Below are 26,828 nucleotides of genomic sequence, written 5' to 3'. Positions count from 1 at the left end.
CAAACGTCTCATTTTGTCCACTTTTTTATTATGAAAGAAATGAGAAAACCCATGAAATCAAGGATTAGAATTTGGCACAATACTTGCAATATAAAAGACGAACAAGAAAATAGGAGGGCTGGACATGTTAAAAACAACTGAAAGTAAAGGGAATGAAATTACGAAAGAACAAGCTCATTGGATGTACGAAAAAATGTTAGAAATTCGTAAGTTTGAAGATAAGGTGCATGAATTGTTCGCGCAAGGCGTTTTGCCAGGTTTCGTTCATTTATACGCAGGTGAAGAAGCGGTAGCAGTTGGTGTATGTGCCCACTTAACGGATAGTGACAGTATTACAAGTACACATAGAGGTCATGGACATTGTATCGCAAAAGGTTGTGATTTAAATGGTATGATGGCTGAACTTTTCGGGAAAGCGACAGGATTATGTAAAGGTAAAGGCGGTTCCATGCATATTGCCGATTTAGATAAAGGAATGCTTGGTGCGAATGGCATTGTAGGCGGGGGTTTCCCACTTGCTTGCGGTTCAGCATTAACAGCTAAATATAAAGGAACAAAAGATGTAAGTGTTTGCTTCTTCGGTGACGGAGCAAATAATGAAGGAACATTCCATGAAGGGGTTAATTTAGCGGCGATTTGGAAGTTACCAGTTATTTTTATTGCAGAAAATAACGGTTACGGTGAAGCAACTACATTTGAATATGCTTCAAGTTGTGATTCTATCGCTGATCGCGCAAAAGCTTATAATATTCCAGGTGTTCAAGTAGATGGAAAAGATCTTCTAGCTGTATATAAAGCTGCTGCAGAAGCAGTTGAACGTGCGCGTAATGGTGATGGTCCAACAATTATTGAATGTATGACATATCGTAATTATGGTCATTTCGAAGGTGAAGCGCAAACATATAAAACATCAGAAGAAAAAGAAGAACATTTAAACGAAAAAGATGCAATTGTGAATTTCCGTAAGCATTTAATTCATGAAGGTTTATTAACAGAATCTGAACTTGTTGATATGGAAAAAGCAGTAGATGATGCAGTACAAAGATCCATTGAATTTAGTGAAAATAGTCCATACCCAGACGATGAAGAATTATTAAAAGATGTATACGTTTCTTACAAATAAGAGGAGGGTGAAAAATTATGACTAGAACAGTAAGTATGTCAACTGCAATTAATGAAGCGATGAAAATCTCAATGCGTCGTGATGAAAATGTAATTTTAATAGGTGAAGATGTTGCAGGCGGTGCACAAGTTGATCACCTGCAAGATGATGAAGCTTGGGGTGGTGTTCTTGGTGTTACGAAAGGACTTGTACAAGAGTTTGGCCGAAATCGTATTTTAGATACACCAATTTCTGAAGCGGGTTATATGGGAGCTGCGATGGCAGCTGCTGCAACTGGGTTACGTCCGATAGCTGAGTTAATGTTTAATGATTTTATCGGTAGTTGTCTTGACCAAGTATTAAACCAAGGTGCGAAATTCCGTTATATGTTTGGAGGTAAAGCAAAAGTACCCGTTACAGTACGTACGATGCATGGCGCTGGTTTTAGCGCAGCAGCTCAACATTCACAAAGTTTGTACGCATTATTTACGAGCATACCAGGTATTAAAGTTGTTGTTCCTTCCACACCGTATGATGCAAAAGGCTTATTATTAGCGGCAATTGAAGATGATGATCCAGTAATCTTCTTTGAGGATAAAACACTTTACAATATGAAAGGTGAAGTGCCAGAAGGATACTATACAATTCCATTAGGAAAAGCAGATATTAAACGGGAAGGTTCGGATGTAACAATTGTCGCAATCGGAAAGCAAGTTCATACAGCGCTTGCAGCTGCAAAGCAATTATCGAAAAAGGGGCTTGAAGTAGAAGTAATTGATCCACGATCTTTATCACCGCTTGATGAAGATACTATTTTATCATCTGTTGAAAAAACAAATCGTCTTATCGTCATTGACGAAGCGAATCCTAGATGTAGTATTGCAACAGATATTGCGGCAATTGTAGCGGATAAAGGTTTTGATTTGTTAGATGCACCTATTAAACGAATTACAGCACCACATACACCTGTTCCGTTCTCACCACCACTTGAAAAGTTGTATTTGCCAACGCCAGAAAAAGTAATTGAAACTGTATCAGAAATGATTGGAGACCGATCTTTATTACATGTGTAATAAAACGATGAGAAGGGAGAGAGACACATGGCTGTAGAAGTTGTAATGCCGAAGTTAGGTATGGCGATGAAAGAAGGTATTATTACGAGCTGGAATATTAAAGCAGGCGATAATGTAGCAAAAGGAGAACTGATCGCTAGTATTAACTCAGAAAAAATTGAAACGGAAATTGAAGCACCCGCTGATGGTACGGTACTTGATATAGCTGTAAGTGAAGATGAAGGAGTGCCGCCTGGTACTGTAATTTGCTACATCGGTAAACCGAATGAAAAGGTAGAAATGCAGGAAAGCACACATGTTGTAGAAGAAAAAACATCTAATATAGAAGTACAAAATGTACAAAATCAAGAAGCAAATGGGAAAGAAGTATCGAAGCAAAGAATTAAAATTTCACCTGTAGCCAAGAAAATTGCAAAGTCTGAAAATCTGGATATCAAGGCATTAGTTGGTACAGGTCCTGGCGGAAGGATTACAAAGGCAGATGTATTAAAAGTACTTGAGGTAAGAGTAAACGTTCCGGAAATATCTGAACGAGAAGAAAGTAACGCGGTTCCTGTTACTGGTATGCGTAAAGCAATCGCAAATCGTATGCACGCAAGCTTACAAAATAGCGCACAATTAACGTTAACGATGAAAGTAGATGTAACAGATTTAGTTGCTTTACATAAAGAAATAGCAGAAGTTGTACAAAAAAGATATGATAACAAACTAACCATTACGGATTTCGTCTCTCGTGCTGTTGTATTAGCGCTTGGGGAGCATAAAGAAATGAACAGCGCTTATATAGATGATGCAATTCATCAATTTGAACATGTTCATTTAGGCATGGCAGTCGCATTAGAAAAAGGATTAGTCGTTTCGGCTATTCGCTTTGCAACTAATTTATCTTTAGTAGAGTTGTCTAAAGAGATTAAGAATGTGGCACAAAAGGCACGAGCAGGTAGCTTAAGTAGTGATGATATGCACGGAACGACATTTACAATTAGTAATTTAGGTAGCTTTGGTATTGAATATTTTACGCCGGTATTAAATACACCTGAAACTGGTATTTTAGGTGTAGGTGCAATTGAACATGTTCCTGTATATAAAGGGAAAAAACTAAGAAAAGGAAGTATGTTACCTTTAAGTTTAACATTCGATCATCGTGTATTAGACGGTGCACCAGCAGCTGCATTTTTACGCACAATTAAACATTATTTAGAAGAACCTATAACAATTCTTTTATAAAGAGAAGGTGAGAGAATGGGTAAATTAGTTGTTATTGGGGGTGGACCTGCTGGCTATGTAGCAGCAATTACCGCGGCTCAAAATGGCAAAGATGTCACTCTTATTGATGAAGCTGACCTTGGCGGAACATGTTTAAATGTTGGGTGTATGCCTACGAAATCACTGTTAGAAAGTGCTGAAGTACATGACATTGTGAGAAAAGCGAATGATTATGGAGTTACGATTAATACAGAAAATATCTCAATTGATTGGGGTCAAATACAGGCGAGGAAATCACAAATCGTAAAGCAACTCGTCCAAGGAATACAATATTTAATGAAGAAAAATAAAATTAAAGTTGTAAAAGGAAAAGCGAAATTCGAAACGGATCATCGTGTGCGAGTTGTACAAGGAAATAAAGAAGAAGTAATTGATGGAGGGAGCTTTATTATTGCAGCTGGTTCCGAACCTACAGAATTACCATTCGCTCCGTTCGATGGAAAATGGATTTTAAATAGTAGCCATGCAATGTCTCTTGAGAGTGTACCATCTTCATTGTTAATCGTTGGCGGTGGTGTAATAGGATGTGAGTTTGCAAGTATTTATAGTAGACTCGGCACAAAAGTATCGATAGTTGAGATGGCACCGCAATTACTACCTGGTGAAGATGAAGATATCGCGAATATTTTAAGAGAGAAATTAGAAAAAGATGGTGTGGAAATTTTTACGGGAGCAGTTTTAAAAGGATTAAATAACTATAAGAAGCAAGCTTCATTTGAATACGAGGGAATTACTCACGAAGTAACTCCAGAATTTGTTCTTGTTTCTGTAGGAAGAAAACCACGAGTACAACAATTAGGATTAGAAAAGGCAGGAGTTCAGTTTTCAAATAAAGGGATTGCTGTGAATGAACATATGCAAACGAACGTATCACATATTTACGCAGTTGGTGATGTGATCGGTGGAATTCAGCTTGCTCACGTTGCCTTCCATGAAGGAACGACAGCAGCATTACACGCAAGCGGAGAAGACGTGAAAGTAAATTATCACGCTGTTCCCCGTTGTATATACACAGCTCCAGAAATAGCTAGTGTCGGGTTAAGTGAAAAAGGTGCAAGAGAACAATATGGTGATATTCTCATTGGAGAATTCCATTTTACAGCGAACGGAAAAGCTCTTATTTTAGGAGAACAAACGGGTAAAGTAAAAGTCATTGTGGAACCTAAATACCAAGAAATTGTAGGGATTTCTATTATCGGTCCTCATGCAACTGAACTTATTGGTCAAGGGACCGTAATGATTCATACAGAAGTTACCGCTGATATAATGAGAGATTATATTGCAGCGCATCCAACCTTATCTGAAGCGATTCATGAAGCATTATTGCAAGCTGTAGGACAGGCTGTACATGCTTAAATCGAATTATAATAAACCACTATTCTCTAAATGAATGAGAGAATAGTGGTTTGAATTTTTATAGAAGAAATTAAATCCTCTATTACTTTTTAATGTCAATAGCTGAAGTTTTATCGTTCCATTCAGGAGCTAAATTAGCAGTTTTACCGTACCAATCAGCGTGTTTAAATAAAACGCCTTTTCCATATCCTTGTGTTGAAGTGTGTTCCCAAAGTGTTGTTGAATAACTTGCAGAAGGCGACGCTGTACTTACAGAAGAAATTCTGTCATTCCAGCTAGATGGTAAGTTTTTAAAGCCACTGCTCCAGTAAATATATTGGCCACCTTTATCTTTATGTTCATAAAAATCAGTACTACCAGCACCACTACCTAAAGGATTAATATTATTTTTAATTGCTTTTTTATCCTTTGCAATATACGCATCCAATGTTTCGCGGCTAGTAAAACCATAAGCTAGCCAATCTCCATTTTCATTTTGCTTAGGTAATACCATAGTAATTTGGATATCTTTCTTATCCTGATCACTTAATTTTGCAAATGAATTAACATTTTGTTCATCCACTTTTAAATAATCAAATGACTTAATTGTGTTACTTTTTTCCTCAGCACTTACTGCACCTAGTCCTCCAGTTAATGCAAAACCCGCTACTAATGTCCCTGCTACTAATTTCTTCAACATATAACCATCCCTTTTTGTTTGAATTTTTGTACAGGTGAATCTTGTACAGCTAAAATGTATTCTAATTTTATACTTTTGTAAATATTCTGAAGTTTTAGAAATAATAGGCGGAATATTTACATTTTTACATTATTTCTTTAGAAAAAATGGTTATTGGAATGATATAATAAGTGGATGTATTGCTTTTACTGGATGTAAAGATATTTTAGGAGAGGTGTCATTGAAATATTTTACAAGAGAATGGTATAAAAAAATGCAAGTTTTAGAATTTGTAAGTTTTATAGAGTCTATAAAAGAATGGTCGGAAATGGATATACAAAGTTTAAAGGAAGAAATAGAGGAAAGGAAAATAGATTTATTAAAATTCCTTCCTGAATCGATATACTCAATTATACAAAACATAACAATTAATTCAGAATACCCATCAGGTGAACTGAAAAAACTTATGCAAGAGTGGACAACAGATTATGAGAAAAGAATGGCACAATTAGATCAATCATACGTAGAATATTTTAATTCCATTGAGAAAAAACTTCCGTCAAATGTCGCTCAGTTACACAAGACATCACTACACGATAGTGTAATTAAAGTAATAAAGAGAGAATCAGAAGATACTTTGTCTATCGTATTAGATTGCAGTGGTACTTTTAGTGAATTTGATAAACTTGAAGTAACCTTTATAGGAGTAACAAAGTGTTCTATGCAGGAAAACTTTGACAGTGCTTGGTGGCTATATCATGAAATAGCTCTTACTGAAGATGGTTTTGAACTAGGTGTTTTATTTGACTCTCCATTTAGAGAAGTGACGATTTGCGCAGCAGATGTATTACTTGTGAAGAAATAATGTTGTATGGAGTATTACAAACGTTTGACATAATAAAAAAATAAAGTTATTGTAGATACATGGAGTCTACAATAGGAGCTGTACTATGAAATATTCTAAAGCTACAAATTATGCTCTTCATACAATGCTTTTTCTGGCAAAGGCCACACCAAATAAGTTAGTTAGTGTTTACCAATTAGCAGAAATGCAAAATGTTTCACCAACGTACTTGTCTAAAATACTAACTAAGTTGACGAAGGAAGGGATGATACACTCATCATCTGGTCCAAAGGGCGGTTACTCGCTTAGTAAGAATTGGGAAGATATTTCATTTTTAGATATTATACATGCAATTGAAGGCAAAACATCATTGTTTGACTGTTGTTTACATGACAAACCTGGATGTTTAATTAATGAGGCAATGCTCGCAGCAGAAGAGAAAATGGAAGAAGAGTTAAGAAATCAAAAAATCGTAGATCTTGCGAAAAAAATAAAAGTGGATTTTTAATCTGCTTTTATTTTTAAATTAATTAAGGATAAAAAGGCTCTTTAATATCTTTAATTGTAGTTAGAAAATGATATGACGAAGGAGAGAAGATGATGAATAATTTTTGGAATGATCGATATAAATCAGATGAATATTTTTACGGGGAAGAACCTAATACATTTATTAAAGAACAAGCATTTCGTTTAGCAAATCACAATAAAGTAATAGCATTTGCGGAGGGAGAAGGTAGAAATGCTGTATTTCTAGCAAGACAAGGGAACGAAGTAACAGCTATTGATTATTCGAAAGATGGATTAGAAAAGACAAAAAAATTGGCAGAGAAGCATAACGTAAACGTGCATACAAAAAAAGTAGATTTATTAGCTGATAGTTTGCCAGAAAATGAATATGATGCGGCAATTATGGTATTTGGACATTTTCATGATGATTATAAAAAAATGATATTAGATAAAATGATACAAACGATAAAACCTGGTGGATTAATTATGTTTGAAGTTTACTCAAAAAAACAAATAAACTATAGTACTGGTGGACCAAAAGATGTTGATATGCTGTATGATCCAATTGATATCCTTACTTGGTGTGAAGAACATAAGGTAATTCATTTCTTTAATGGAGAACAAGAGCGAGTTGAAGGGAAAGGGCACACTGGTTTAGCTGATGTTATTCAAGTTGTTATTAGAAAATTAATATAAGTGTTAATGAAAGTTAAATGTATGAATGTAAAAAGACCAGTCGTATAAGACTGGTCTTTCTATTTAGATACTAAATTATCAAGTTTCCAATATGTATTTGTTAACGGCGCAGCTTTGCTATCTATGTATAAATACATATTATTTAAATCTTTTGGTGAAGTTTTCAGTTCAAATACAACGTCAGTAGTTAAAGAGAATTCGTGTGGAACATTTTTATAGTGCTCGTCACCTATCGGATGAGCTTTACCTTCATATTTCTGACCAGTTTTTTCATCTTGTATGAAATATTTTATTTCCGAAAGATCAATAGTTTGTCCATCGTCTCGAACATTATTAATCATAACACGAGTAGTAAGGCGCCGCTCTTCGTCTATTTTTTCAAACTTTGCATTTTCAACTGTCGCTCTATAGTATTCGTTTTTAACTATTTCTCCATAGTGCATTGCATTCTTTTCGAGAGCGCTCTTTTCTTGTTTTGGTGTAGTATTGCTATTGCACCCTGTTAATATTCCTGTAAATAATAATGCTGTACATGTCGTTTTGATTAATGATTTCATAGTAATCCCTTTCTGTATTAAAAAGTAAAACATAGGAATAATTTTACATGAATAAGGAAATAAATAGAAGTCTTTTAGTGAAATATGCAAATCTGCATTTATTTTATGTAAAGTTAACAAAATAGAAAAAGAGGAAAACACTGCATAAAGACGGAAGAAAAAGGATTGAAAATATTGTGAAACGGAAGAAACGTGCATATAATTAATATAAAGTTCAAATTTCTGAATCTTCAATAACGGTGGTGATAACATGTTTACTGAAGAACGTCGAGAGAAAATTTTAGAACTACTTAATACAGATGGAAGAGTAATCGCAAAGGATCTTGCGGAAAGATTTGATATGTCTATTGATTCTATAAGAAGAGATTTGTCTATTATGGAGAAGGAAGGTTTATTAAAAAGAACGCACGGAGGTGCAATTGAACTTACGCGAGTGAGAAACTTAGCTGCGGAACCAACTAAACGTTATAGTGATAGCTCAATATATGAGGACACAATTGCAAGAGTTGCGGTATCTTATATACAAGAAGGTGATTCAATTTTTATTGGTGGGGCTTCCGTTCATAATGCGATGCTGAAATATTTACCGGAAGTATCATTTACGGTTATTACGAATTCTATAGAAATAGCTGGTTATCTACGAGAATATAAGAATATTGATACGTATTTAATTGGCGGAAAAGTAAAACCTTCAGGGAATATTACTGATACACTTGCCTCTGAATTGATAAGTAGATTTTCTATTGATCTGTATTTCTCTACAGGTGGAGGCATTTCATTACAAGGTATTAGTACCGCAACACCTGAAGTTGCTTATTTTAGTAAAAGAGTAAGTGAAATTGCTAGAAGAAATATTTGTTTAGTTCCGCATAATAAACTTGGAATAGATTGTTTTATAAGAGGAGAGTCTCTAAAAAAAATTGACATTATTATAACTGACGAAGAGGCTAGTAAAGAAACTGTTCAGGACTTTGAGAAACAAGGTAAACAAGTTGTAATAGCGCCATTATATTCATTTGAAAGGAGTTTGACATGATTGTAAAAGAGCAAGAGTTTCATATAAATGGATTAACTTATACAATTCGTTCTGCAGCTGAGAAAGATGCAGAGCAGTTATCGAAAATTAGAGTTCAGATTGATGGAGAAACTGAAAATATGGATAGAGATGCTGGAGAGGGATTTATAGATGATCTAGGATTTCAAAAAATAATAAAAACAGATAGTGAAGAGACTAAGAATCTCTTTTTAGTTGTAGAAGTGCACAATCGAATCGTTGGATTTTCAAGATGTGAAGGGTCAAATTTTAAGAGATTATCTCATAAAGTGGAGTTTGGTGTTTGTATTTTAAAAGAGTTTTGGGGATATAGAATGGGTAAGAGTCTATTGCAACAATCTATTAAATGGGCTGATGAAAATGCAGTAAATAAAATATCTTTACAAGTATTAGAGACAAACGAGAAAGCTATTCATCTGTATAAAAAATTAGGTTTTGAAGTAGAAGGCATTTTGAAAAATGACAAAAGACTATCGGATGGAAAGTATTATAATACGGTAGTGATGGGAAGGTTTACTGATACTTTTCATAAAAGAGGGGAAGAGGTATGTTTTACAGAAGGAAGTACTATGTAGTGAAAAATGAATTCATAGAAGTATTTAATGATCATTTCAATAACACGAACTTACCTAATCAGTTAAAGCATGGCTCTAGGCTAATAGGACGCTGGATGAAAGGTAATAAGAATGGTACGTCTGAAGTATTCGCCATATGGGAATATGATAGTTTTGAAAGGTATAAAGAAATTGAATCGAAAATTAGAAGTGACGAGATTCATGTAAAAAGAATACATGATTGGTATGAAAAACATGGCGGAAGAGAATATGTTTTACAGAAGTACATAGTAGAGATGAAAAATGAAGAGTTAGTATGTACTGTAAAATAATAGGAGCGAAGACTAATGCAGGTCAGAACGAAATTATATATTAGTTTATCAGCCGCTATTTTATTTGCAATAGCCGTGATTGTTTTCTTTATAAATGGTAATCCACAAAAGTGGTTTTGGTTATGTATTTTCTTTGCGTCCATTATACAAAATATGGTGCTACTAAAAAAGAATAAAGACGCACATTAATATATTCAAATTATTAACATATTTGTGTCATCTTTCTAGTTGTATTGAAAACGCTTTTATTCAGTTTTATAATAGAAGTATGTTTTATAAATCTCCAAAACAATTAAAAGGGAGATGATACAATGTTAGCTTCACCGTTTTACTTACATACATGGAAAAAGTTTATTGATGAAGGAGTCTTTGATTCGAACCGTATAAACGAAAGAATTTCAGAGTCATGGCATCGATGTAGACAAGCAAATGTGAATCCTTATATGAATAAAGGTCAGAAAATTTTGTCTTCTAATGTTTTTCAAGAACAAAAGAAAAAGAGTGAAATTTTTCTTGATATAGCATTACCTCAAATACAAAATATGAGAAAAACCATTGATGAACTACAAATGATGGCATTATTAATCGATCCAGATGGTTATGTTCTATCGTTAAGTGGAAATAAACAAACGTTAAAGCGAGCGAAACATATTAATTTTATTGAAGGTGTAAAATGGACAGAAGCAGCTGTTGGTACAAATGCAATTGGAACAGCGCTAGAAATTGAAGAAGCTATTATGATAAGTGGTACTGAACATTATTCCGTGGCATCTCATAGCTGGAGTTGTGCGGCTGCTCCTATCCATAATGATGACGGGAAATTAATTGGTGTTCTAGATTTCTCCTGTCCAATTGAATTTTCGCATCCATATATGCTCGGTATGGTAACTTCAATTGCACATGCAATAGAACGTGAATGTAGCATAAGAGTTCATCAAAATGAATTACACTTAATTCATCGTTTTTTGGATGTCATTGATAGTGACGAACAAGTAGTTATTTGTAATCATCGTGATGTTATCGTTTCTGCGAGTAAGAGTGTTCGTGAACGAATAAATAATTGGTCAAGAATGAAGCTTGAAGAGTTAATGCACCATGGATTGGAAACTAAATTAGAGATACCAGTATATAGTAATGAAAGAATGATTGGGAAATGTATGTATTTAAAGAAAAACAAACAAATAAATACATATTCTGCTTTCGCATTTATAAAAGGAATTACTTTTTCAGGAGTTACCGGGACAAGCAAAGCATTTCAACACACACTAGAAGAAATTAAGCTTGTTTCACCGACTGATGCTAGTGTGTATGTATGTGGTGAGACAGGAGTAGGAAAGGAATATGTTGCGAGAGCGATTCATGAAAATAGCCCAAGAAAAGATGGGCCCTTTATAGCTGTTAACTGCGGTTCTCTGCCTAAAGAATTAATGGAAAGTGAATTGTTCGGTTACGTTGAAGGTGCGTTTACAGGTGCGCGACGTCAAGGGTATAAAGGGAAATTTGAACAAGCGCATGGAGGAACATTATTTTTAGATGAAATTGGTGAAGTACCACCAGAGATGCAAGTAGCATTATTGCGTGTTTTACAAGAACGTACAATAACTCCAATAGGAAGTTCAAAAGAGGTACCAGTAAATATTCGTATTATTACTGCCACACATAAAGATTTACTACGGTTAGTAGAAGAAGGGAAATTCCGTCAAGATTTATATTATCGTTTGCACGTTTATCCGTTATATGTTCCATCGTTAATAGAAAGAAAAGAGGATATCTCATATTTTATACAACACTTTTGCGAACGGAAGAATTGGAATGTTGTATTTCCAAAGAGTATTTGCAATCAATTTTTACAACATACATGGCCCGGAAATATTCGAGAACTAGTAAATGTATTAGAACGCATTTACATCTTGTCGCAAGGACGGGAAATATGCGAAAAGCAAGTCGCTTTTTTGCTACAAACAATGATGGGAAATCAACAACAACTTGAGTTACAAGTTGAAAATAAAACAGAACATCCACTAAATTTTCGCGAAAAAATACAGCGTGATAGCATGATTGAGGTATTACAAAAGACAAACGGAAATGTTTCATTAGCTGCAAAACTATTAGATGTACCCCGTAGTACATTTTATAAGCGAATGCAAAAATATAAGTTATAAAGTAGATTTTTGTAATCTACTTTTTCTTTGTGGGCTCATGTTCTGTCGGAATCTGCGCTTACCGGGGAAATAATAGAATTGTTAGAAGGGAAATTTCCTAATGGAGGTTAGTATGTGAAGTATATTGAGATTGGAATCGGGAATAAGTGGTTCGTTCGAACGGAAACTGAAAATAAAGATGGGACTGAATTTGAAGAACGAGGAATTATAAAACCTATTTACTTAGAGTCTGTATACGTACGAATTTGGTTTCGGAAAACGTGTTTTATTTTTGATACGAAAGAGGGTTTTAAGAAAGATAAGAAGAGAAGGATTGAATATAAATTTATTGTTGGAATTGTGAGTAGGGTGACTGAAGAAAAAGTACGCTAATGAAAAGCATGTAAAGTAAAAGTGGTACTCAATCTATTGAGTACCACTTTCAGTAAATGATAGAAATTTGTTTGCAAGTTTTTCTTGCGACATGTTTTTATCCTTTCTATATAGAAGTTTGTATTAAGAATATTATACAATAAATATCAGAAAATACAGTTATTAATAGATTAGGAGAGAATAGTATATCAATGTCACTATATTATAAAAAATCCGTGAGCAATTAGGGCATGAACTAATATTCATGCCGAGTGTAGCTGCTATTATAAAAAATAAACAGGGGGATATTTTATCCCGCATTAACGGGCAGTAAGACTCCCATCTCAAAATTCAGCGAAAGCAAAGAAGTTAGGTGGGGGATCAACTGCCCGTAAAAGCCCGATTGGTTCAACTAATAATCAGTGGGGGATAATAAAACCCCCACTGATTAAAGTTTCACTTTATTTCAATATCCTGGTGGGGAATACTGGAGTTTGCCAGCTGGAGCAATTGAACTTGGGGAAACTCCAGAAGAAGCAGTAGTTAGGGAAGTTTGGGAAGAAACAGGATTGAAAGTACAAGTAAAAAAACAAAAAGGAGTATTTGGAGGAGAAAAGTACCGCCATACATATCCGAATGGTGATGAAGTAGAATATATTATTGTTGTGTTTGAGTGTGAAGTTAGCGGTGGCGAGTTGAAATCGATAGATGGTGAATCGTTAAAACTAAAATATTTCCCTTTATCTGAAAAGCCCCTTTTAGCATTGCCATACCCAGATAAAATATTTTTATAAATGTAAAATAGCACACCGTATTTATTGCAGGTGTGCTATTTATATAACCCCGTCGTATACATTTCCGTCAATGTATGTACTATCTCTTCTAACTCTAATTTTTTATCATTTTTCACAATCGCCCAAAGAAACATCTCATTCATTGCGAACCAAGCACGTGCTACAATTTCTTTATTTAATTCAGGCTGTGCTAATCCACTTTCTTGAGAGTATGTAATATCCTGCGTAATATTGTTTATGAAGCGTTCCCGTATCTCGTCCCATTTTTTACGTATCTCTTTTGATAATCCGATTGCTTCTTCTACAACTTGTAAAATAGCTCGTTCTTTCTTTGCTAGTTGGAGAAATGCTCTAACTTGATTTCGAATCATTTTATGAGCTTCTTCCTTCGTTTGAGGCAAAAAGGAGCGCTTGGCAATATTATGAAATTGATTCATAACATCTTCCATTAAACTAATTAGGAGATCGTCTTTGTTTTTGAAGTATACATATGCTGTTCCGTAACCGGTTTCTGCATGTTTAATAATTTGTGTAATTGTCGTTTTTTGAAATCCGTTACGTATAAAAATAGTGTAACCAGAGTGTAGTAGTTTCTTCTTCGTTTCTAAGGAGCGGTGTTTTCTTGATGAAAGAGTAGAGTTTTTCAAAGAATCACCTCTTTATACTGAAATGTCTGAAAATATAACTGTATTGTAAAAGAAGTTCATATATAAAGTCAACTGACATAATATCATTGACGTTATATCAATTAAGGTGCTATATTTCAATTAGTTAGAATAAAAAGAAAATTAAGAGAAGGTGACACCATGTATAAAGAACCATTTCAACCAACTTATAAGTATGCGCTTGAATGTGATAAACATGATGAACTGAAAGATTTTCAAACTGAATTCTATAAAAAAGAAGGTACTATATATTTAGATGGAAACTCATTAGGGCTACTTTCAAAAAGAGCAGAGAAATCATTACTTACGTTGCTAGATTCGTGGAAAGAATATGGAATTGACGGTTGGACTGAAGGTGAGCACCCGTGGTTCTTCCTTTCAGAGAAATTAGGTAAACTTACAGCCCCTCTTATTGGAGCTTTACCGGAGGAAACTATTGTAACCGGTTCTACGACTACAAATATACACCAAGTTATTGCGACGTTTTATGAACCGAAAGGAATACGTACAAAAATACTTGCGGATGAATTAACTTTCCCGTCAGATATTTATGCACTTCAAAGTCAAATACGTTTAAAAGGATTAGACCCAGATGAGCATCTAGTAAGAGTGAAAAGCCGAGATGGTAGAACACTTTCTGAAGAAGATATTATTCATGCGATGGAAGATGATATCGCTTTAATTTTATTACCTTCTGTTTTATATAGAAGTGGTCAAATTCTTGATATGAAACGTTTAACAACGGAAGCACATAAACGAGACATTCATATCGGATTTGATTTATGTCATTCAATAGGATCTATTCCGCATCATTTCAAAGATTGGGATGTTGATTTTGCTGTTTGGTGCAATTATAAATATTTAAATGCAGGACCGGGTAGTGTTGCAGGACTTTATGTAAATAATAAACATTTTAATAGACTGCCAGGGTTGTCTGGATGGTTTAGTTCTAAAAAAGATAAGCAGTTTGATATGGAGCATACATTAACAGCCGCTGATCATGCAGGTGCTTATCAAATTGGTACACCTCACGTATTAAGTATAGCACCATTAATTGGTTCTCTTGAAATTTTCAAAGATGCTGGTATTGAACGTTTACGTGAGAAGTCTTTACATATTACGAGATACATGCTGAATTTAATTGATCATGAATTAAAAGATTTCGGATTTACAATTGGAAATCCGTTAGAGGATGAAAGTCGAGGCGGGCACATTTATTTAGAGCATGCAGAAGCAGCACGTATATGTAAAGCGCTAAAGGCAAATGGAGTAATTCCAGATTTTAGAGCGCCAAATGGAGTGAGACTTGCGCCGGTCGCTTTATATAACACATACGAAGAAGTGTGGAAATCTGTACAAATATTAAAGGGAATTATGAAAGAAGAAAAGTATAAGCAGTTTGAAAATAAGCGAGAGGTTGTGGCATAAGTATGAAAACATCAGAGTGGATTGATATTTCACAACCGCTAAATAATAATATTGCAACGTGGCCAGGAGACACACCGTTCTCGTATGAAGTTTCATGGTCAAAAGAAGAAAGTGGCTCGGTAAATGTCGGAAAGTTAACGATGAGTATTCATACAGGCACTCATATTGATGCACCATTTCATTTTGATAATGATGGAAAGAAAGTATTGGATTTAGATGTTCAAGTTTATGTTGGCCCAGCACGGATTATTGACGTTTCTAATCTTGAAAGCATCGGGAAAAAGGAATTAGAAAACTTTCATTTAGAAGGTGTAGAACGATTATTATTACGTACATCTTCACATGGAAAAAATGAAGAATTTCCAGATGTGATCCCTCATTTACGTGCAGACATAGCACCTTTTCTATCAGAGAAAGGTATTCGTTTAATCGGAGTAGATGTACCATCAGTTGATCCGTTAGATGATAAAGAATTAGCAGCGCATCATCAATTATTTAAACATGGAATTCATATTTTAGAAAATGTCGTATTAGATCATGTAGCAGACGGTGATTATGAACTTATTGCATTACCACTTGCATTAACTGATGCAGATGGAAGTCCAGTTCGAGCCGTTATTAGACCAATATAAGTAGAATTATATAAAAGGGGCGTTTGGCTAATATGAAAGAAAATGAAAAAGTAATTATTGAAAAAGGGATTCATACGGATTTTAAAGAGAATATGACGTATGGGGAGTATTTACAATTAGATAGTTTACTATCTTCTCAAAAAAGATTATCGGACCATCATGATGAAATGTTATTTATCGTTATCCACCAAGCAAGTGAGCTTTGGATGAAGCTCATTTTACATGAGCTAAATGCGGCGATTGAATCTATTAAACAAGATAAATTACAACCAGCTTTTAAAATGTTAGCACGTGTATCGAAAATTCAGTCTCAAATTATTCAATCTTGGGATATTCTTGCGACATTAACACCATCAGAATATATTGAGTTTCGTGATTCACTCGGTCAAGCTTCAGGTTTTCAATCGTATCAATATCGTATGATTGAGTATGCACTTGGCTATAAAACGCCGCACGCATTAAAAATTTATGAAAAGGATCCAGAATTACATGCACGACTTCATAAAGCGCTACATGCACCAAGTCTATATGATGTCGCGATTCAAGCATTAGTAAAAGAAGGATTCCCTATTCATAAAGATGTGTTAAACCGTGATATTACGCAGCCTTATGAAGAAGATGCAACAGTAGAAGCGGCGTGGTTAGAAGTGTATGTGGATGTGAAAAAATATTGGGATTTATATCAGCTTGCTGAAAAATTGATTGATATTGAAGACTGGCTACAACAATGGCGTTTCCGTCATATGAAAACAGTAGAAAGAATTATTGGACATAAAATGGGAACAGGTGGATCCTCCGGTGTTTCTTATTTAAAACGAGTACTTGATCAAAGATTCTTCCCAGAGCTTTGGAATGTTCGTACGAAATTATAAAAATAAACCTGTCAGTTCATTATGGCTGACAGGTTTATTTTTATTTGAGCACAATTATGTTTAAAATGAAGTAACAAGATATAATAAATGGAGTAACTATTTAAATGGAGGTAAAGTTTTTGGATTTCAAGCAACTAGAAAATAAATTCGAAAAGAAAAAAGTGAATACATTTCTTGTTTATCAAAAAGACCTGCGGTAGTATGTCAACTGAAAAATAATATATTTTGAAGTTATCAAAGGACAAATTGCTTAAAAAAGACATCACGAAACTAGACCAGCACCGCATGTAAAATACTGGAATTGATTGAAAGGTAGCGATGACAAGTTTTATGTCACACTTTCACACACCTTTCAGGCGTAAAGAGTTGGTGATTACGTAGTAGCGCATCCACCAATCGCACAAATTTTCTTGCGGTTAGAACGAGTGCACGTTTGTGTTGATGTTTTGGTACTTCATTATACTTTTTTGCGTAATATTCTTGGTATTCCAATACATGCTTTCTTACAGAGTTGGCGGCTTCAACTAAGTAATACCGCAAGTAATGATTCCCATTACGAGATAATGAAGTATTTTCAGCGGTGAACCGGCCAGACTGGTATGTACGCCAATATAACCCGGCATATTTTGCGATTTTGGTTTCATCGTCAAATCTTTCGATTTGGCCAATTTCAGCGATAATACCAGCGGCATATATAGGCCCGATTCCAGGAATGGATTCTAATGTTTGCGTTAATCCAGCCATGATCCGCTTAATAGATTTTTCTAGTTCTTTAATTTGTCTTTGATAGGTACGAATGATTTCGATTGATGTTCCTAAAAGAATATCGATTGAGTCTTCTACCACCTTATCTAAACGGTACGACGTGCGAACAGCCTTTTGAATGGTTGATGCGACACATTTCGGGTCACCAAATCGATTTTTACTCTTTTCCTGTAGGAACTCAGCGAGTTCCTCTAAAGGCATGTCAGCTAGCTCTTCTAGACTGAATTTTTCAAGGAACAATTCCATCATGGCGTTACCAAATATAGAAGAATCGACTTCTTGTGAGAACGTATTACATTTATAACTTAGGTGTTGTAGAAAATGTTGTTTCTCCTTTGTCAACATTCTAACGAGTTGATAACGAGCTCTTGTTAATTGCTGTAATGCCACGTATTGACTTTCTTTCACGATGGACATTTGATTTCGCCCAAATCGTAAATAATCAGCGATGACAAAGGCATCAATTTCGTCAGTCTTATTCATGTCTGAATAACTTTTCTTGAAGTTTGCGACTTGTTTTGGATTTAGAAGAAATACCTTTGTGCCAAATCTTTTTAAGTCTTCGTCATGATGGAGAAACATGGATGGGTGAAAACTGTAAACAGATGTAGATTCTAAGCCGATTTTTAAAGTTTCAACCTCTTGATTGGTTGTGCACTGTAATAATCGTTCTTTAAGTACCTGTGCACCTGGTAAGTCATTACTGACTGAAAAAGAATCTAGCTTTTCTCCTTCACCATTTAAAAAGCAAACTTTCATATCAAACGAACTTACATCTAGACCAACAAATAATCTCACGTAAGAGACCTCCTTTCGATTTAGAATCATTGCTTGGACGTCTCGAGATATCTCTAGTGTGTACGCCGACCAACAACCTCGTGTATAAGAGCTAGTCCTGAATCGAAAGCCGCCCTAGAGCTACTAACATCTAGGTTCGAGGATCAGGCTGCTCAGCCTGCGAGTAGGGAGCCCCGCGCGTTCACTGAGAAACACTCTTTTCGTGTGGTAAATCCACAGGGGAATACAGAATTGTCCCAAATGATCCTAAGACCATTATCTAGAAATATCTTGAGACGTCCAAGTATTTTCTTTATTACTGGACTCTTATTAGAGAGAAAAACTAAGCCTGAGATAGGGCTTAAATATTAATATACGAGGGGAATTAACAACTGAGTATTATAAAACACCTGAATGTACAAATAACTTATATAAAATAAATTCGATTACAAAAAGTATCGTATCTTTATTAATTGGTATTGCAATTGATAAGGGCTATATAAATGATATACATACACCGATTACAGAGTGGATTGAAAATGTACCTGGGGAAAAACATGATTTGACGCTTTATCACTTATTAACAATGACTACTGGTGAGGATTGGAAAGAGTTTGGGAATGGAGTAGTATTCCCAAATGACTTTGTAGAATCAGAGAACTGGGTACAGTACATATTAGAAAAGCCAATAATTGAAAAACCTGCTACAAAAATGAATTATAATTCAGGTTCTTCTCATTTACTGAGCTATATTATTCAAGAAGCTACTGGAATGTCGACAGAGCGGTTTGCAAAGAAATATTTATTTGATCCATTAGAAATTAACGAATACGAATGGCAACAAGATCCGCAGGGTATATATGTTGGCGGCTTCGGTATGAAAATGAAATCTACAGATTTATTAAAATTAGGAAAATTATGTTTACAAAATGGATATTGGAATGGGAAAGAAATTGTATCAGCACAATGGTTAGAAGAGTCAAGCAGGGCGCAATTTGAAACATATGAACATGTCGGTGCCTATGGATATCACTGGTGGGTATTACATAACGAAAGATTTCACATACCGTATTGTATATATTTCGCTATGGGATATGGCGGACAATACATCGTTATCATTCCTCAGTTAGAAGTAGTAGCTATTATAAGTAGTCATATGCCAAAGCGTGGGCTCGTTCCATTAAAATTATTTATTGAGCATGTACAGGGAAATTCTAATTATTTATAAGAAAAGGAGGGAATGTATGAGGGGTGAAAAAACTTTATCTTTATTTAGATTATGTTTAAGTCTTCTAGCATGTAGCGCCATTATTACGCAATTCATAATCAGGGCACAAGTGAAACCGTTCAATCCAGTTAACTTTTTTAGTTTCTTTACGATCGAAAGTAACATTTTAGTTGCATGTATTCTCCTTTTAAGCAGTATCGGAACAGCTACATTTGGTCGATCAGAGCAGTTTGGTATACTTCGTGGTGCGGCAACGGTATATATACTTACGACAGGACTAATTTATTTTTTACTATTAAGAGGATTAGAAGAATCACTTCAAACTGCAATACCATGGGTAAATACGGTGCTGCATTATATCATGCCAATTACCATGCTTTTAGATTGGATTTTAAATCCACCAAATAAGAAAATCACCTGGAAAAAAGCTGCAAGTTGGCTCTTATTCCCGTTTTTTTACGTTGTATATAGCTTATTACGTGGTCCAATCGTAAATTGGTATCCATATCCTTTTTTAGATCCGAGAATAGGAGGATATGGTAGAGTCCTTTTATATAGTATAGGGATAGCTGTTGTAATTGGCGCTATTTGTATATTGGTAAGATTTTTAGGGAATCGAAATTTTAGGAAAGAATTTTAGAAATGCAAGAACCCCACTGTTTCTGTTTTTAACAGTGGGGGTTCACTTTATCTACTCGTCTTCTGAAACGACAACTTTATAAATTTCTCCGTCTTCGTTTCAAATTCTACATCAACAAAAACACCATATTCTTTTCCATCTTCACGTAACCACAATTTAAATTTTTCAACAGTTATTTGAACTGTTTTGGGTTTTCTACCTATATGTAGATAATCAATAATTTCTGCTTTTGGGTATTGTTCTTTCGTCTTTTCTACGGCAAGTTTACCCCATTTGGCATACGGCGGCTGCGCATGAACAATTGATGAGCCTGTATATATATTTGAACATGTTGTTAGGAACAGAATGACGAGTGCGACACGTTTTAACGATTTTTTCATGATGAACTCCTTTTATCCTTTTTTTATATTGTTTACATATTTTTTCAACGATATTAGTTTGGATTTTTTTGTCTTCTTTACATAAAAGCGAGGCTTTTACAAAACATAACCAAGAAATCATTTCTGTAATTAAGGAGGGAAAAGTATGCGCCAAAAAGCTATTTTTAAAATAGCAGTTTTACTTGCGTTCATAGGACTGTCTTTAATGGTCAGTAGTATACAACTAAAGAATGTAGAAGCTTTTTCTAATCAAGTCATTCAAAGAGGAGCATCTGGCGAAGATGTCATTGAACTGCAATCTCGTTTGAAATATAACGGATTTTATACGGGAAAAGTGGATGGTGTTTTCGGATGGGGTACATATTGGGCACTTCGGAATTTTCAAGAGAAATTCGGATTACCCGTTGATGGTTTAGCTGGAGCTAAAACGAAGCAAATGCTCGTGAAGGCAACGAAGTATGACAAGTCCACTGCCAATAAAGGAAATAGTGGTAGTACTGCACAAAAAAATAAACCATCTCAAAATAAAGGGACAAATGTTCCGAATGGTTATTCGCAAAATGACATTCAACTCATGGCAAACGCAGTATACGGGGAATCACGTGGTGAACCGTATTTAGGACAAGTTGCAGTAGCTGCTGTTATTTTAAATCGTGTTACAAGTGCATCATTTCCAAATACCGTTTCAGGAGTAATATTTGAGCCAAGAGCCTTTACGGCAGTTGCGGATGGGCAAATATATTTAACGCCAAATGAAACAGCGAAAAAAGCTGTATTAGATGCGATTAATGGATGGGATCCAACAGGAAATGCTTTATATTATTTCAATCCAGATACTGCGACTAGTAAATGGATTTGGACTCGTCCACAAATTAAAAAAATCGGTAAACATATTTTCTGTAAATAGAGCGGAGGTGGGACAATGTTACGAGGTATTATCATTGTATTATTAACAGTCGGTGTAGTAGGAACAGGATACTGGGGCTATAAAGAGCACCAAGAGAAAAATGCGGTTTTAATTAGAGCGGAAAATAGCTATCAACGTGCATTCCATGATTTAGCATACGAAGTCGATTTATTACACGATAAAATTGGCACAACACTTGCGATGAATTCACGATCATCTTTATCACCTGCATTAGCGGATGTATGGCGTTTAACATCTGAAGCTCGCTCAGATGTAGGGCAACTTCCTTTAACATTAATGCCATTTAATAAAACGGAAGAATTTTTAGCGAATATCGGTGATTTTAGTTACCGTGCAGCCATTCGTGATTTAGAAAAAGAGCCTTTAAATGAGCAAGAATATAAAACGTTGCAAACTTTATATTCAAATGCAGGAAATATACAAGATGAACTAAGAAAAGTACAACATCTTGTTTTGAAAAATAATTTACGCTGGATGGATGTAGAAATGGCACTTGCATCAAATCGCGATCCAGCAGATAACACAATTATTGATGGATTGAAAACTGTAGAGAAAAACGTAACATCATATTCTTCTACAAACTTCGGACCGACCTTTACAAGTGCGCAAAAAAATAAAAAAGGCGGATTTGAAGCGCAAGGAAAGGCAATTTCTAAAGATGAAGCGGCGAAAATTGCAAAATCGTTTTTGAATTTAAAAGGAAATGAAAAAGTAGATGTTGAGAAAAGCGGAAAAGGTGCGAAAGAATCTTTCTATAGTGTGAAAATTAAAGATGAAGCAACGAACAATGAGTTTTATATGGATATTACGGGAAAAGGCGGATATCCAATTTGGGTTATGAATAACCGCGAAATTAAAGAACAGAAAGTTAGTTTAAACGATGCAGGTAGTAAAGGTTTGAAATTTTTAAAGGACCATAAGTTTAATAATATGGAGCTTTATGATAGCTCTCAATATGATAATGTTGGTGTGTTTACGTATGTAGTAAATGAAAATGGAGTACGAATTCATCCAGAAGCAATCCAAATGAAAATTGCTTTAGATGACGGTTCTATCGTAGGGTTCTCCGCAAAAGAATATTTAGCGTCGCATCAAAAACGAACAGTTCCATCGGCAAAGTTAACTGTAGCAGAAGCAAGAAAGAAAATCAATCCGGATGTGAAAGTAATGGAAGAACGTAAAGCTGTAGTAGTCAATGATTTGCATAATGAAGTACTTTGCTATGAATTTGTAGGTACTTTAGGAAAAGATACGTACCAAATATTCATTAATGCTAATAGTGGGGCCGAAGAAAAGGTAAAGAAAATGCAAGCTGTTGAAAAAATTTATGATTAAACCTTAATAGTGAAGTGGTGAAAATAATGAAAACTCTAATATATATATTGATGCTTTGCTTCGTTATAACTGGATGCAGTATTGGAAAAAAAGACAATCCAAACGAAAAGCCGGAACAAAAAAATGTCTCAATGAAAAATGTTAATTATACGAATAAATTAAATAAGCCAAATGAAAAAGCAGCAGATCATTTAGCATCTTTAGCTGCAAGTGTGCCAGGTGTGAATGATGCGACAGCCGTAGTAGTCGGCAAATATGCAATTGTAGGTATAGACGTAAAAGCAAAACTTGATCGAACTCGAGTTGAATCAATTAAATACTCTGTTGCAGAAAGTTTAAAAAATGATCCTGACGGTGCTAATGCAGTCGTTGTAGCAGATGTTGATACGTATGAACGCCTCAAACAAATTGGAAAGCAAATTAAAAAAGGAAAAACAGGTGAAGGTATACTAGATGAATTAGCGGCTATTGTGGGCCGAGTAATGCCACAAGTTCCAAATGATATGATTGAAAATAGAGAAACGAATCCAATTAAAGATAATGATAAACAATTACCAAAAGATGAAAAACAAGAGCTAAGAAAAGAACAGGATGATCAATCAAATAATCATTTGAATAAATGAAATTAGCCTCGTACTTAATTGTACGAGGTTTTTGAATAAAATATTAAATATTCAGTTTATTTTTAAGGGAATATATGGTTTAATTATGATGGGAGGGACAACTGTTATGATGAAAAAAAGCGCATGTATATTGTTTAGTTTTTGCTTAGGTTTCAGTATGACAGCGTGTGAAAAGAGAAAAGAAGTGAAAAATCAAACAGCAACTTCTTCTACTGTGATGGAAAGGCAACAGAAAGCGTCTATCAATATAAACCATTTCTCGAACATAAATGAAGGAATGACTTATACAGAAGTAAAAGATTTAATTGGTTGTGAAGGGGATTTACTTATAGAAGAAGGGGGAGAGCATTCTACACAAATTAAACAAATTTTTTCTTGGAAAGGAAACGATCCAAATTCATTTGTTGAAATTACCTTTTTAGATGGAAGAGTGCATTCAAAAGTACAGCAAGGTATAAGTTAATAAGCAAAAAATGGGAGAGTTTAGCATGAACATACACACAGGGGAAATTCAATTAGTTCCGTATAAGGAGAAATATAAAGAAGTTATACAAACATTTACTTTACCAAGTGAACAAGTTCAGTTTACATCAGATCCAAGCGCATTACTGGAGAAAGCAAAAAGTGATCGTACAAAAAATGTGATTGTTATTTTAGATTACAATGGGGTACCGGTTGGTCTTTTCGCATTGCAAACGGGAGATAGAGTAAAGGAGTTTACGGATAATGAGGATGCTTTACTTTTAACATCATTTTCTATTAATCACAATAGACAAAGAAAGGGATACGCTAAAAAGTCATTGTTATTATTAGAAGAGTTTGTAAAACGTTATTTTCCAATAAAAAATGAAGTTGTACTTGCTGTGAATGAAAGAAATATTCCTGCACAAAATTTATATGCAAAAGTCGGCTTCCAAGATAAAGGTTTTAGAAGAATGGGACCAATTGGCCAACAAATAATAATGCATTTACCTATAATGAAATAATGAGATAGAAAACTTACTCTTGAATATTCATATAGTAGGTTTTTTTATTTTAACAATATATAATATATGTATATAAAATGAAACAGAAATGAAGGATATAAAAAATGAATCAAGATAGACAATGGAATATTGTTGGGGGAAGAGTGATTAAAACTGGGATTGCAGTTTTTCTTACAGTGTTAGTTTGTAAATTTTTTAACATCCCAACTATTTTTGCTGTAATAACAGCAATTGTTACAATTGAACCAACTGCAACAGACTCAATAAAAAAAGGGCTTATTCGCTTTCCGGCCTCAACAATTGGATCGGCATATGCCATGACTTTCACATTTTTCCTAGGCCATCAAGCAATTTCTTATGCATTAGCTGCGATGTTTACGATTGTTACATGTCAAAAACTAAGGTTACATGCGGGAACATTAGTCGCGACTTTAACTGCTGTAGCTATGATTCCAATTACGGCAGATCATTATTTTACTGCATTTTTAATTCGTTTAGCTACTACATCTACTGGTATTATAGTATCTACTTTAGTGAATTTTTTCATTTTCCCACCACACTACACGAAAACGATTTTTGGATGTACAGAGGATCTATTTGCTAAAACAGCAAATATTATGGAAGAATGGATTACTGCATTACTTGCAGGAAAAGGTATGAAAAAGGAGACAGCTCAGGATCTATCTAAATTGACTTTATTATTGCATAAGGCGATACAATTTGTTCAATATGAGCAGAAAGATTGGAAGTATCATCACCATACAAAGAAGGAAATGAGAAGCTTTTTACTTGTACAAAAGCAATTGCATTTATTACAGCAAATCATTTACCATATAGATAATTTAGCTCGAGTGTCAATTGAGACCTGTGACTGGTCACAAAGTGAAAGGGAAATATTACAACAAACAACTTATTCTATAATTGCTATATTGAGAAACCGTTGTAATGAAATTGATGAGGAACATTTTAAACTTATTGCTGAATTAGACAAGCAATTTTGGAGTTATAAAAATGTTTTAAAAGATTATAAACCAGATCATTATCATCACCATTTTTCAAGTGAATCTATTATTTTATTTGAGGTATTATCTATTCATGATATGTTAGAAGAATTAAAACAAATATCCGAGAAATATGAGTGGGAAAATCAATTCAGTTGATAAATTCATTTTATTGTGGGGGAATAATATGACAATTTATGTTGCACTACTAAGAGGAATCAATGTCGGTGGACATAAAGTAATCAAAATGGCTGATTTAAAACGATTGTTTGAATCAATAGAATTAAAACATGTGAAAACATATATACAAAGTGGTAATATCGTGTTCGAATCTGAGGAAGGTATAAACTTTCTAAAGGACCGAATACAATCTGAAATGAAAAATGAATTTGATTTCGATGTTCCAGTCATGCTAAGAACACATGATGAATTTATAAATATTATTAAACAATGTCCGTATGAAGTTCATTCATTGTTAGAAGGAGAAAGTGTTCATGTTGCTTTTTTAGCTAATGTACTTTCTGAAGAAGAGAGTAGTCAATTGCTTACATTTAAAAGTGAACTTGAAGATTGCTATATAGATGAGAAGGTTGCTTATTTGTTTTTCAAAAATAGCATTCGAAATTCTAAATTAATGAACCAGTTTCAGAAGTTACATACACCAGCTACAGTTAGGAATTGGCGGACTGTGAATAAATTAAAAGCAATTGTAGAGAGTATGTAAATATAAAAAGATGAGGTTTTCTACATGTAGAAAACCTCATCTTTTTACTTATATTGTTTTGCAACTATGAGTTCGACAATAGGATAAATAAAGAATGAAGAGCAAATTGCGATGAACAGAGGGAGGTTTTTAACGCCATCTAAATTAGCCCCCATAGAAAATCCTTCGGAGAAGATTAATAAAAGGAACATTATAACTACAAGCACAAAATACGCAATTTTAAAGCTTTTATATGTAATTTGTTGGCCCATTTCATCTTGACTTTCTTCTGATACACCGTGGGGATCTCCCCAAGTAATGTGATTAATTAAATTACTAAGTATTAACGAAATAGCAAAAATCGTACTACCCAAAATAGAACCTTCAGTGATGTATTTATATGTGCCATGTACTATTATTGCAATTAATGCTAAAACAATGATGATAAAAATAGTTTTTTTAGTATTCAATAAATAATTGCCCCCCTCGATTGTAAAAAACTCTTTACAAATATAAGTATAAAATTGGAAAAGTATCATGTCAAATACTTTTTACATAA

The 26,828-nt window shown here is 34.4% G+C and carries 30 protein-coding genes and 3 pseudogenes; 27 read left to right on the top strand and 6 right to left on the bottom strand.

Annotated features, from left to right (window positions below; all coding sequences use genetic code 11):
- Positions 1-124: 124 nt before the first annotated feature.
- Genes acoA through lpdA form a run of 4 tightly spaced genes read left to right on the top strand, consistent with a single transcriptional unit; the run spans position 125 to position 4,797 of the window.
- Positions 125-1,123 carry an acetoin:2,6-dichlorophenolindophenol oxidoreductase subunit alpha gene (gene acoA / locus MHI28_RS03395; RefSeq protein WP_000921262.1) on the top strand — a complete coding sequence of 333 codons (999 nt, stop codon included), beginning with the start codon at positions 125-127 and terminating at the stop codon, positions 1,121-1,123.
- Positions 1,124-1,140: 17 nt separating this feature from the next.
- Positions 1,141-2,175, top strand: coding sequence for an acetoin:2,6-dichlorophenolindophenol oxidoreductase subunit beta (gene acoB, locus MHI28_RS03390; RefSeq protein ID WP_000198899.1), 1,035 nt, complete (start codon positions 1,141-1,143; stop codon positions 2,173-2,175).
- A 27-nt stretch (positions 2,176-2,202) separates the two neighbouring features.
- On the top strand, positions 2,203-3,402 hold the full coding sequence (locus tag MHI28_RS03385; RefSeq protein WP_000257776.1) for a dihydrolipoamide acetyltransferase family protein: 1,200 nt from the start codon (positions 2,203-2,205) through the stop codon (positions 3,400-3,402).
- Between the two features lie 15 nt (positions 3,403-3,417).
- Entirely contained in the window at positions 3,418-4,797 is a 1,380-nt protein-coding gene (gene lpdA / locus MHI28_RS03380) for a dihydrolipoyl dehydrogenase (protein WP_000517530.1), read from the top strand.
- An 82-nt stretch (positions 4,798-4,879) separates the two neighbouring features.
- Here lpdA and MHI28_RS03375 read toward each other — a convergent pair whose 3' ends face one another.
- Complete coding sequence (locus MHI28_RS03375) at positions 4,880-5,476, bottom strand: hypothetical protein (RefSeq protein ID WP_000914437.1); 597 nt, start codon at positions 5,474-5,476, stop codon at positions 4,880-4,882.
- Positions 5,477-5,696: 220 nt separating this feature from the next.
- Here MHI28_RS03375 and MHI28_RS03370 point away from each other — a divergent pair, with 220 nt between their 5' ends.
- From MHI28_RS03370 to MHI28_RS03360, 3 genes are all read left to right on the top strand, one after another.
- Complete coding sequence (locus MHI28_RS03370) at positions 5,697-6,320, top strand: DUF4085 domain-containing protein (RefSeq protein WP_000873450.1); 624 nt, start codon at positions 5,697-5,699, stop codon at positions 6,318-6,320.
- Positions 6,321-6,405: 85 nt separating this feature from the next.
- The gene (locus MHI28_RS03365; protein ID WP_000877653.1) at positions 6,406-6,807 is read left to right on the top strand and encodes an Rrf2 family transcriptional regulator; all 402 of its coding nucleotides are present in this window, start codon (positions 6,406-6,408) and stop codon (positions 6,805-6,807) included.
- A gap of 89 nt (positions 6,808-6,896) precedes the next feature.
- Positions 6,897-7,502 (top strand): class I SAM-dependent methyltransferase, encoded by a 606-nt coding sequence (locus MHI28_RS03360; RefSeq protein ID WP_002082658.1) that lies wholly within the window; start codon positions 6,897-6,899, stop codon positions 7,500-7,502.
- Between the two features lie 59 nt (positions 7,503-7,561).
- On the opposite strand, the gene MHI28_RS03355 is transcribed toward MHI28_RS03360, so the two are convergent.
- Positions 7,562-8,059, bottom strand: a complete 498-nt coding sequence (locus tag MHI28_RS03355; RefSeq protein WP_000838462.1) for a hypothetical protein — start codon at positions 8,057-8,059, stop codon at positions 7,562-7,564.
- A gap of 250 nt (positions 8,060-8,309) precedes the next feature.
- On the opposite strand from MHI28_RS03355, the gene MHI28_RS03350 reads away from it, so the two are divergent.
- The 8 genes and pseudogenes from MHI28_RS03350 to MHI28_RS03315 form a co-directional block, all read left to right on the top strand.
- A complete protein-coding gene (locus tag MHI28_RS03350) occupies positions 8,310-9,095 on the top strand; it encodes a DeoR/GlpR family DNA-binding transcription regulator (RefSeq protein WP_000493644.1) in 786 nt (261 codons plus the stop codon).
- Positions 9,092-9,688 (top strand): GNAT family N-acetyltransferase, encoded by a 597-nt coding sequence (locus tag MHI28_RS03345; protein WP_000635676.1) that lies wholly within the window; start codon positions 9,092-9,094, stop codon positions 9,686-9,688. The genes MHI28_RS03350 and MHI28_RS03345 overlap by 4 nt, the downstream gene beginning before the upstream one ends.
- Positions 9,661-9,999, top strand: coding sequence for an NIPSNAP family protein (locus tag MHI28_RS03340; protein ID WP_000499995.1), 339 nt, complete (start codon positions 9,661-9,663; stop codon positions 9,997-9,999). Before MHI28_RS03345 ends, MHI28_RS03340 begins: the two co-directional genes overlap by 28 nt.
- A 15-nt stretch (positions 10,000-10,014) precedes the next feature.
- Positions 10,015-10,188: a hypothetical protein gene (locus MHI28_RS03335; protein WP_001198098.1), complete on the top strand. Its 174-nt coding sequence runs from the start codon at positions 10,015-10,017 to the stop codon at positions 10,186-10,188.
- A 122-nt stretch (positions 10,189-10,310) separates the two neighbouring features.
- Complete coding sequence (locus MHI28_RS03330; RefSeq protein WP_000881380.1) at positions 10,311-12,161, top strand: sigma-54-dependent Fis family transcriptional regulator; 1,851 nt, start codon at positions 10,311-10,313, stop codon at positions 12,159-12,161.
- Between the two features lie 114 nt (positions 12,162-12,275).
- The gene (locus MHI28_RS03325; RefSeq protein ID WP_000873836.1) at positions 12,276-12,533 is read left to right on the top strand and encodes a DUF3977 family protein; all 258 of its coding nucleotides are present in this window, start codon (positions 12,276-12,278) and stop codon (positions 12,531-12,533) included.
- Between the two features lie 185 nt (positions 12,534-12,718).
- Positions 12,719-12,822 (top strand): annotated as a pseudogene (locus tag MHI28_RS03320) (phosphohydrolase); the annotation flags it as partial.
- Between the two features lie 151 nt (positions 12,823-12,973).
- Positions 12,974-13,306 (top strand): annotated as a pseudogene (locus tag MHI28_RS03315) (NUDIX domain-containing protein); the annotation flags it as partial.
- Between the two features lie 35 nt (positions 13,307-13,341).
- Here the strand turns inward: MHI28_RS03315 and MHI28_RS03310 are convergent.
- Entirely contained in the window at positions 13,342-13,953 is a 612-nt protein-coding gene (locus MHI28_RS03310; protein ID WP_000798548.1) for a TetR/AcrR family transcriptional regulator, read from the bottom strand.
- 159 nt (positions 13,954-14,112) lie between these two features.
- Between MHI28_RS03310 and kynU the strand changes: the two genes are divergently transcribed.
- From kynU to kynA, 3 genes are read left to right on the top strand one after another with little or no spacing between them, the layout of a single operon-like run.
- On the top strand, positions 14,113-15,399 hold the full coding sequence (kynU, locus tag MHI28_RS03305; protein ID WP_000276310.1) for a kynureninase: 1,287 nt from the start codon (positions 14,113-14,115) through the stop codon (positions 15,397-15,399).
- Between the two features lie 2 nt (positions 15,400-15,401).
- Positions 15,402-16,031 carry an arylformamidase gene (gene kynB, locus MHI28_RS03300; RefSeq protein ID WP_000858071.1) on the top strand — a complete coding sequence of 210 codons (630 nt, stop codon included), beginning with the start codon at positions 15,402-15,404 and terminating at the stop codon, positions 16,029-16,031.
- 32 nt (positions 16,032-16,063) lie between these two features.
- Positions 16,064-16,903: a tryptophan 2,3-dioxygenase gene (gene kynA / locus MHI28_RS03295; RefSeq protein ID WP_000661939.1), complete on the top strand. Its 840-nt coding sequence runs from the start codon at positions 16,064-16,066 to the stop codon at positions 16,901-16,903.
- A gap of 333 nt (positions 16,904-17,236) precedes the next feature.
- Here kynA and MHI28_RS03290 read toward each other — a convergent pair whose 3' ends face one another.
- Positions 17,237-18,466 carry an IS110 family transposase gene (locus MHI28_RS03290; RefSeq protein WP_100909797.1) on the bottom strand — a complete coding sequence of 410 codons (1,230 nt, stop codon included), beginning with the start codon at positions 18,464-18,466 and terminating at the stop codon, positions 17,237-17,239.
- Positions 18,467-18,821: 355 nt separating this feature from the next.
- Between MHI28_RS03290 and MHI28_RS03285 the strand changes: the two are divergent.
- Both MHI28_RS03285 and MHI28_RS03280 read left to right on the top strand, forming a co-directional pair.
- Positions 18,822-19,673 (top strand): annotated as a pseudogene (locus MHI28_RS03285) (serine hydrolase domain-containing protein); the annotation flags it as partial.
- A gap of 16 nt (positions 19,674-19,689) precedes the next feature.
- Positions 19,690-20,313, top strand: coding sequence for a Pr6Pr family membrane protein (locus MHI28_RS03280; protein ID WP_001213866.1), 624 nt, complete (start codon positions 19,690-19,692; stop codon positions 20,311-20,313).
- 47 nt (positions 20,314-20,360) lie between these two features.
- On the opposite strand, the gene MHI28_RS03275 is transcribed toward MHI28_RS03280, so the two are convergent.
- Positions 20,361-20,693, bottom strand: a complete 333-nt coding sequence (locus MHI28_RS03275; RefSeq protein ID WP_000749154.1) for a DUF3889 domain-containing protein — start codon at positions 20,691-20,693, stop codon at positions 20,361-20,363.
- A 145-nt stretch (positions 20,694-20,838) separates the two neighbouring features.
- Here MHI28_RS03275 and sleB point away from each other — a divergent pair, with 145 nt between their 5' ends.
- The 7 genes from sleB (at position 20,839) to MHI28_RS03240 (ending at position 26,290) form a co-directional block, all read left to right on the top strand.
- Positions 20,839-21,600, top strand: coding sequence for a spore cortex-lytic enzyme (gene sleB, locus MHI28_RS03270; RefSeq protein WP_001249046.1), 762 nt, complete (start codon positions 20,839-20,841; stop codon positions 21,598-21,600).
- Between the two features lie 15 nt (positions 21,601-21,615).
- On the top strand, positions 21,616-22,956 hold the full coding sequence (gene ypeB / locus MHI28_RS03265) for a germination protein YpeB (protein ID WP_000943736.1): 1,341 nt from the start codon (positions 21,616-21,618) through the stop codon (positions 22,954-22,956).
- A gap of 26 nt (positions 22,957-22,982) precedes the next feature.
- On the top strand, positions 22,983-23,579 hold the full coding sequence (locus MHI28_RS03260; RefSeq protein ID WP_000854051.1) for a YhcN/YlaJ family sporulation lipoprotein: 597 nt from the start codon (positions 22,983-22,985) through the stop codon (positions 23,577-23,579).
- A 106-nt stretch (positions 23,580-23,685) separates the two neighbouring features.
- On the top strand, positions 23,686-24,042 hold the full coding sequence (locus MHI28_RS03255) for a hypothetical protein (protein WP_000976436.1): 357 nt from the start codon (positions 23,686-23,688) through the stop codon (positions 24,040-24,042).
- Positions 24,043-24,052: 10 nt separating this feature from the next.
- Positions 24,053-24,565 (top strand): GNAT family N-acetyltransferase, encoded by a 513-nt coding sequence (locus tag MHI28_RS03250; RefSeq protein ID WP_003278429.1) that lies wholly within the window; start codon positions 24,053-24,055, stop codon positions 24,563-24,565.
- A 104-nt stretch (positions 24,566-24,669) separates the two neighbouring features.
- Positions 24,670-25,725 (top strand): aromatic acid exporter family protein, encoded by a 1,056-nt coding sequence (locus MHI28_RS03245; protein ID WP_001070857.1) that lies wholly within the window; start codon positions 24,670-24,672, stop codon positions 25,723-25,725.
- A gap of 28 nt (positions 25,726-25,753) precedes the next feature.
- The gene (locus tag MHI28_RS03240) at positions 25,754-26,290 is read left to right on the top strand and encodes a DUF1697 domain-containing protein (protein WP_000158574.1); all 537 of its coding nucleotides are present in this window, start codon (positions 25,754-25,756) and stop codon (positions 26,288-26,290) included.
- Positions 26,291-26,334: 44 nt separating this feature from the next.
- On the opposite strand, the gene MHI28_RS03235 is transcribed toward MHI28_RS03240, so the two are convergent.
- Positions 26,335-26,739: a hypothetical protein gene (locus tag MHI28_RS03235; protein ID WP_001093136.1), complete on the bottom strand. Its 405-nt coding sequence runs from the start codon at positions 26,737-26,739 to the stop codon at positions 26,335-26,337.
- Between the last annotated feature and the right edge of the window lie 89 nt (positions 26,740-26,828).

It is taken from the genome of Bacillus sp. FSL K6-0268 (assembly GCF_038005425.1).
GTDB lineage: Bacteria > Bacillota > Bacilli > Bacillales > Bacillaceae_G > Bacillus_A > Bacillus_A thuringiensis_S.
This window is presented reverse-complemented; position numbering and strand designations above follow the sequence as displayed.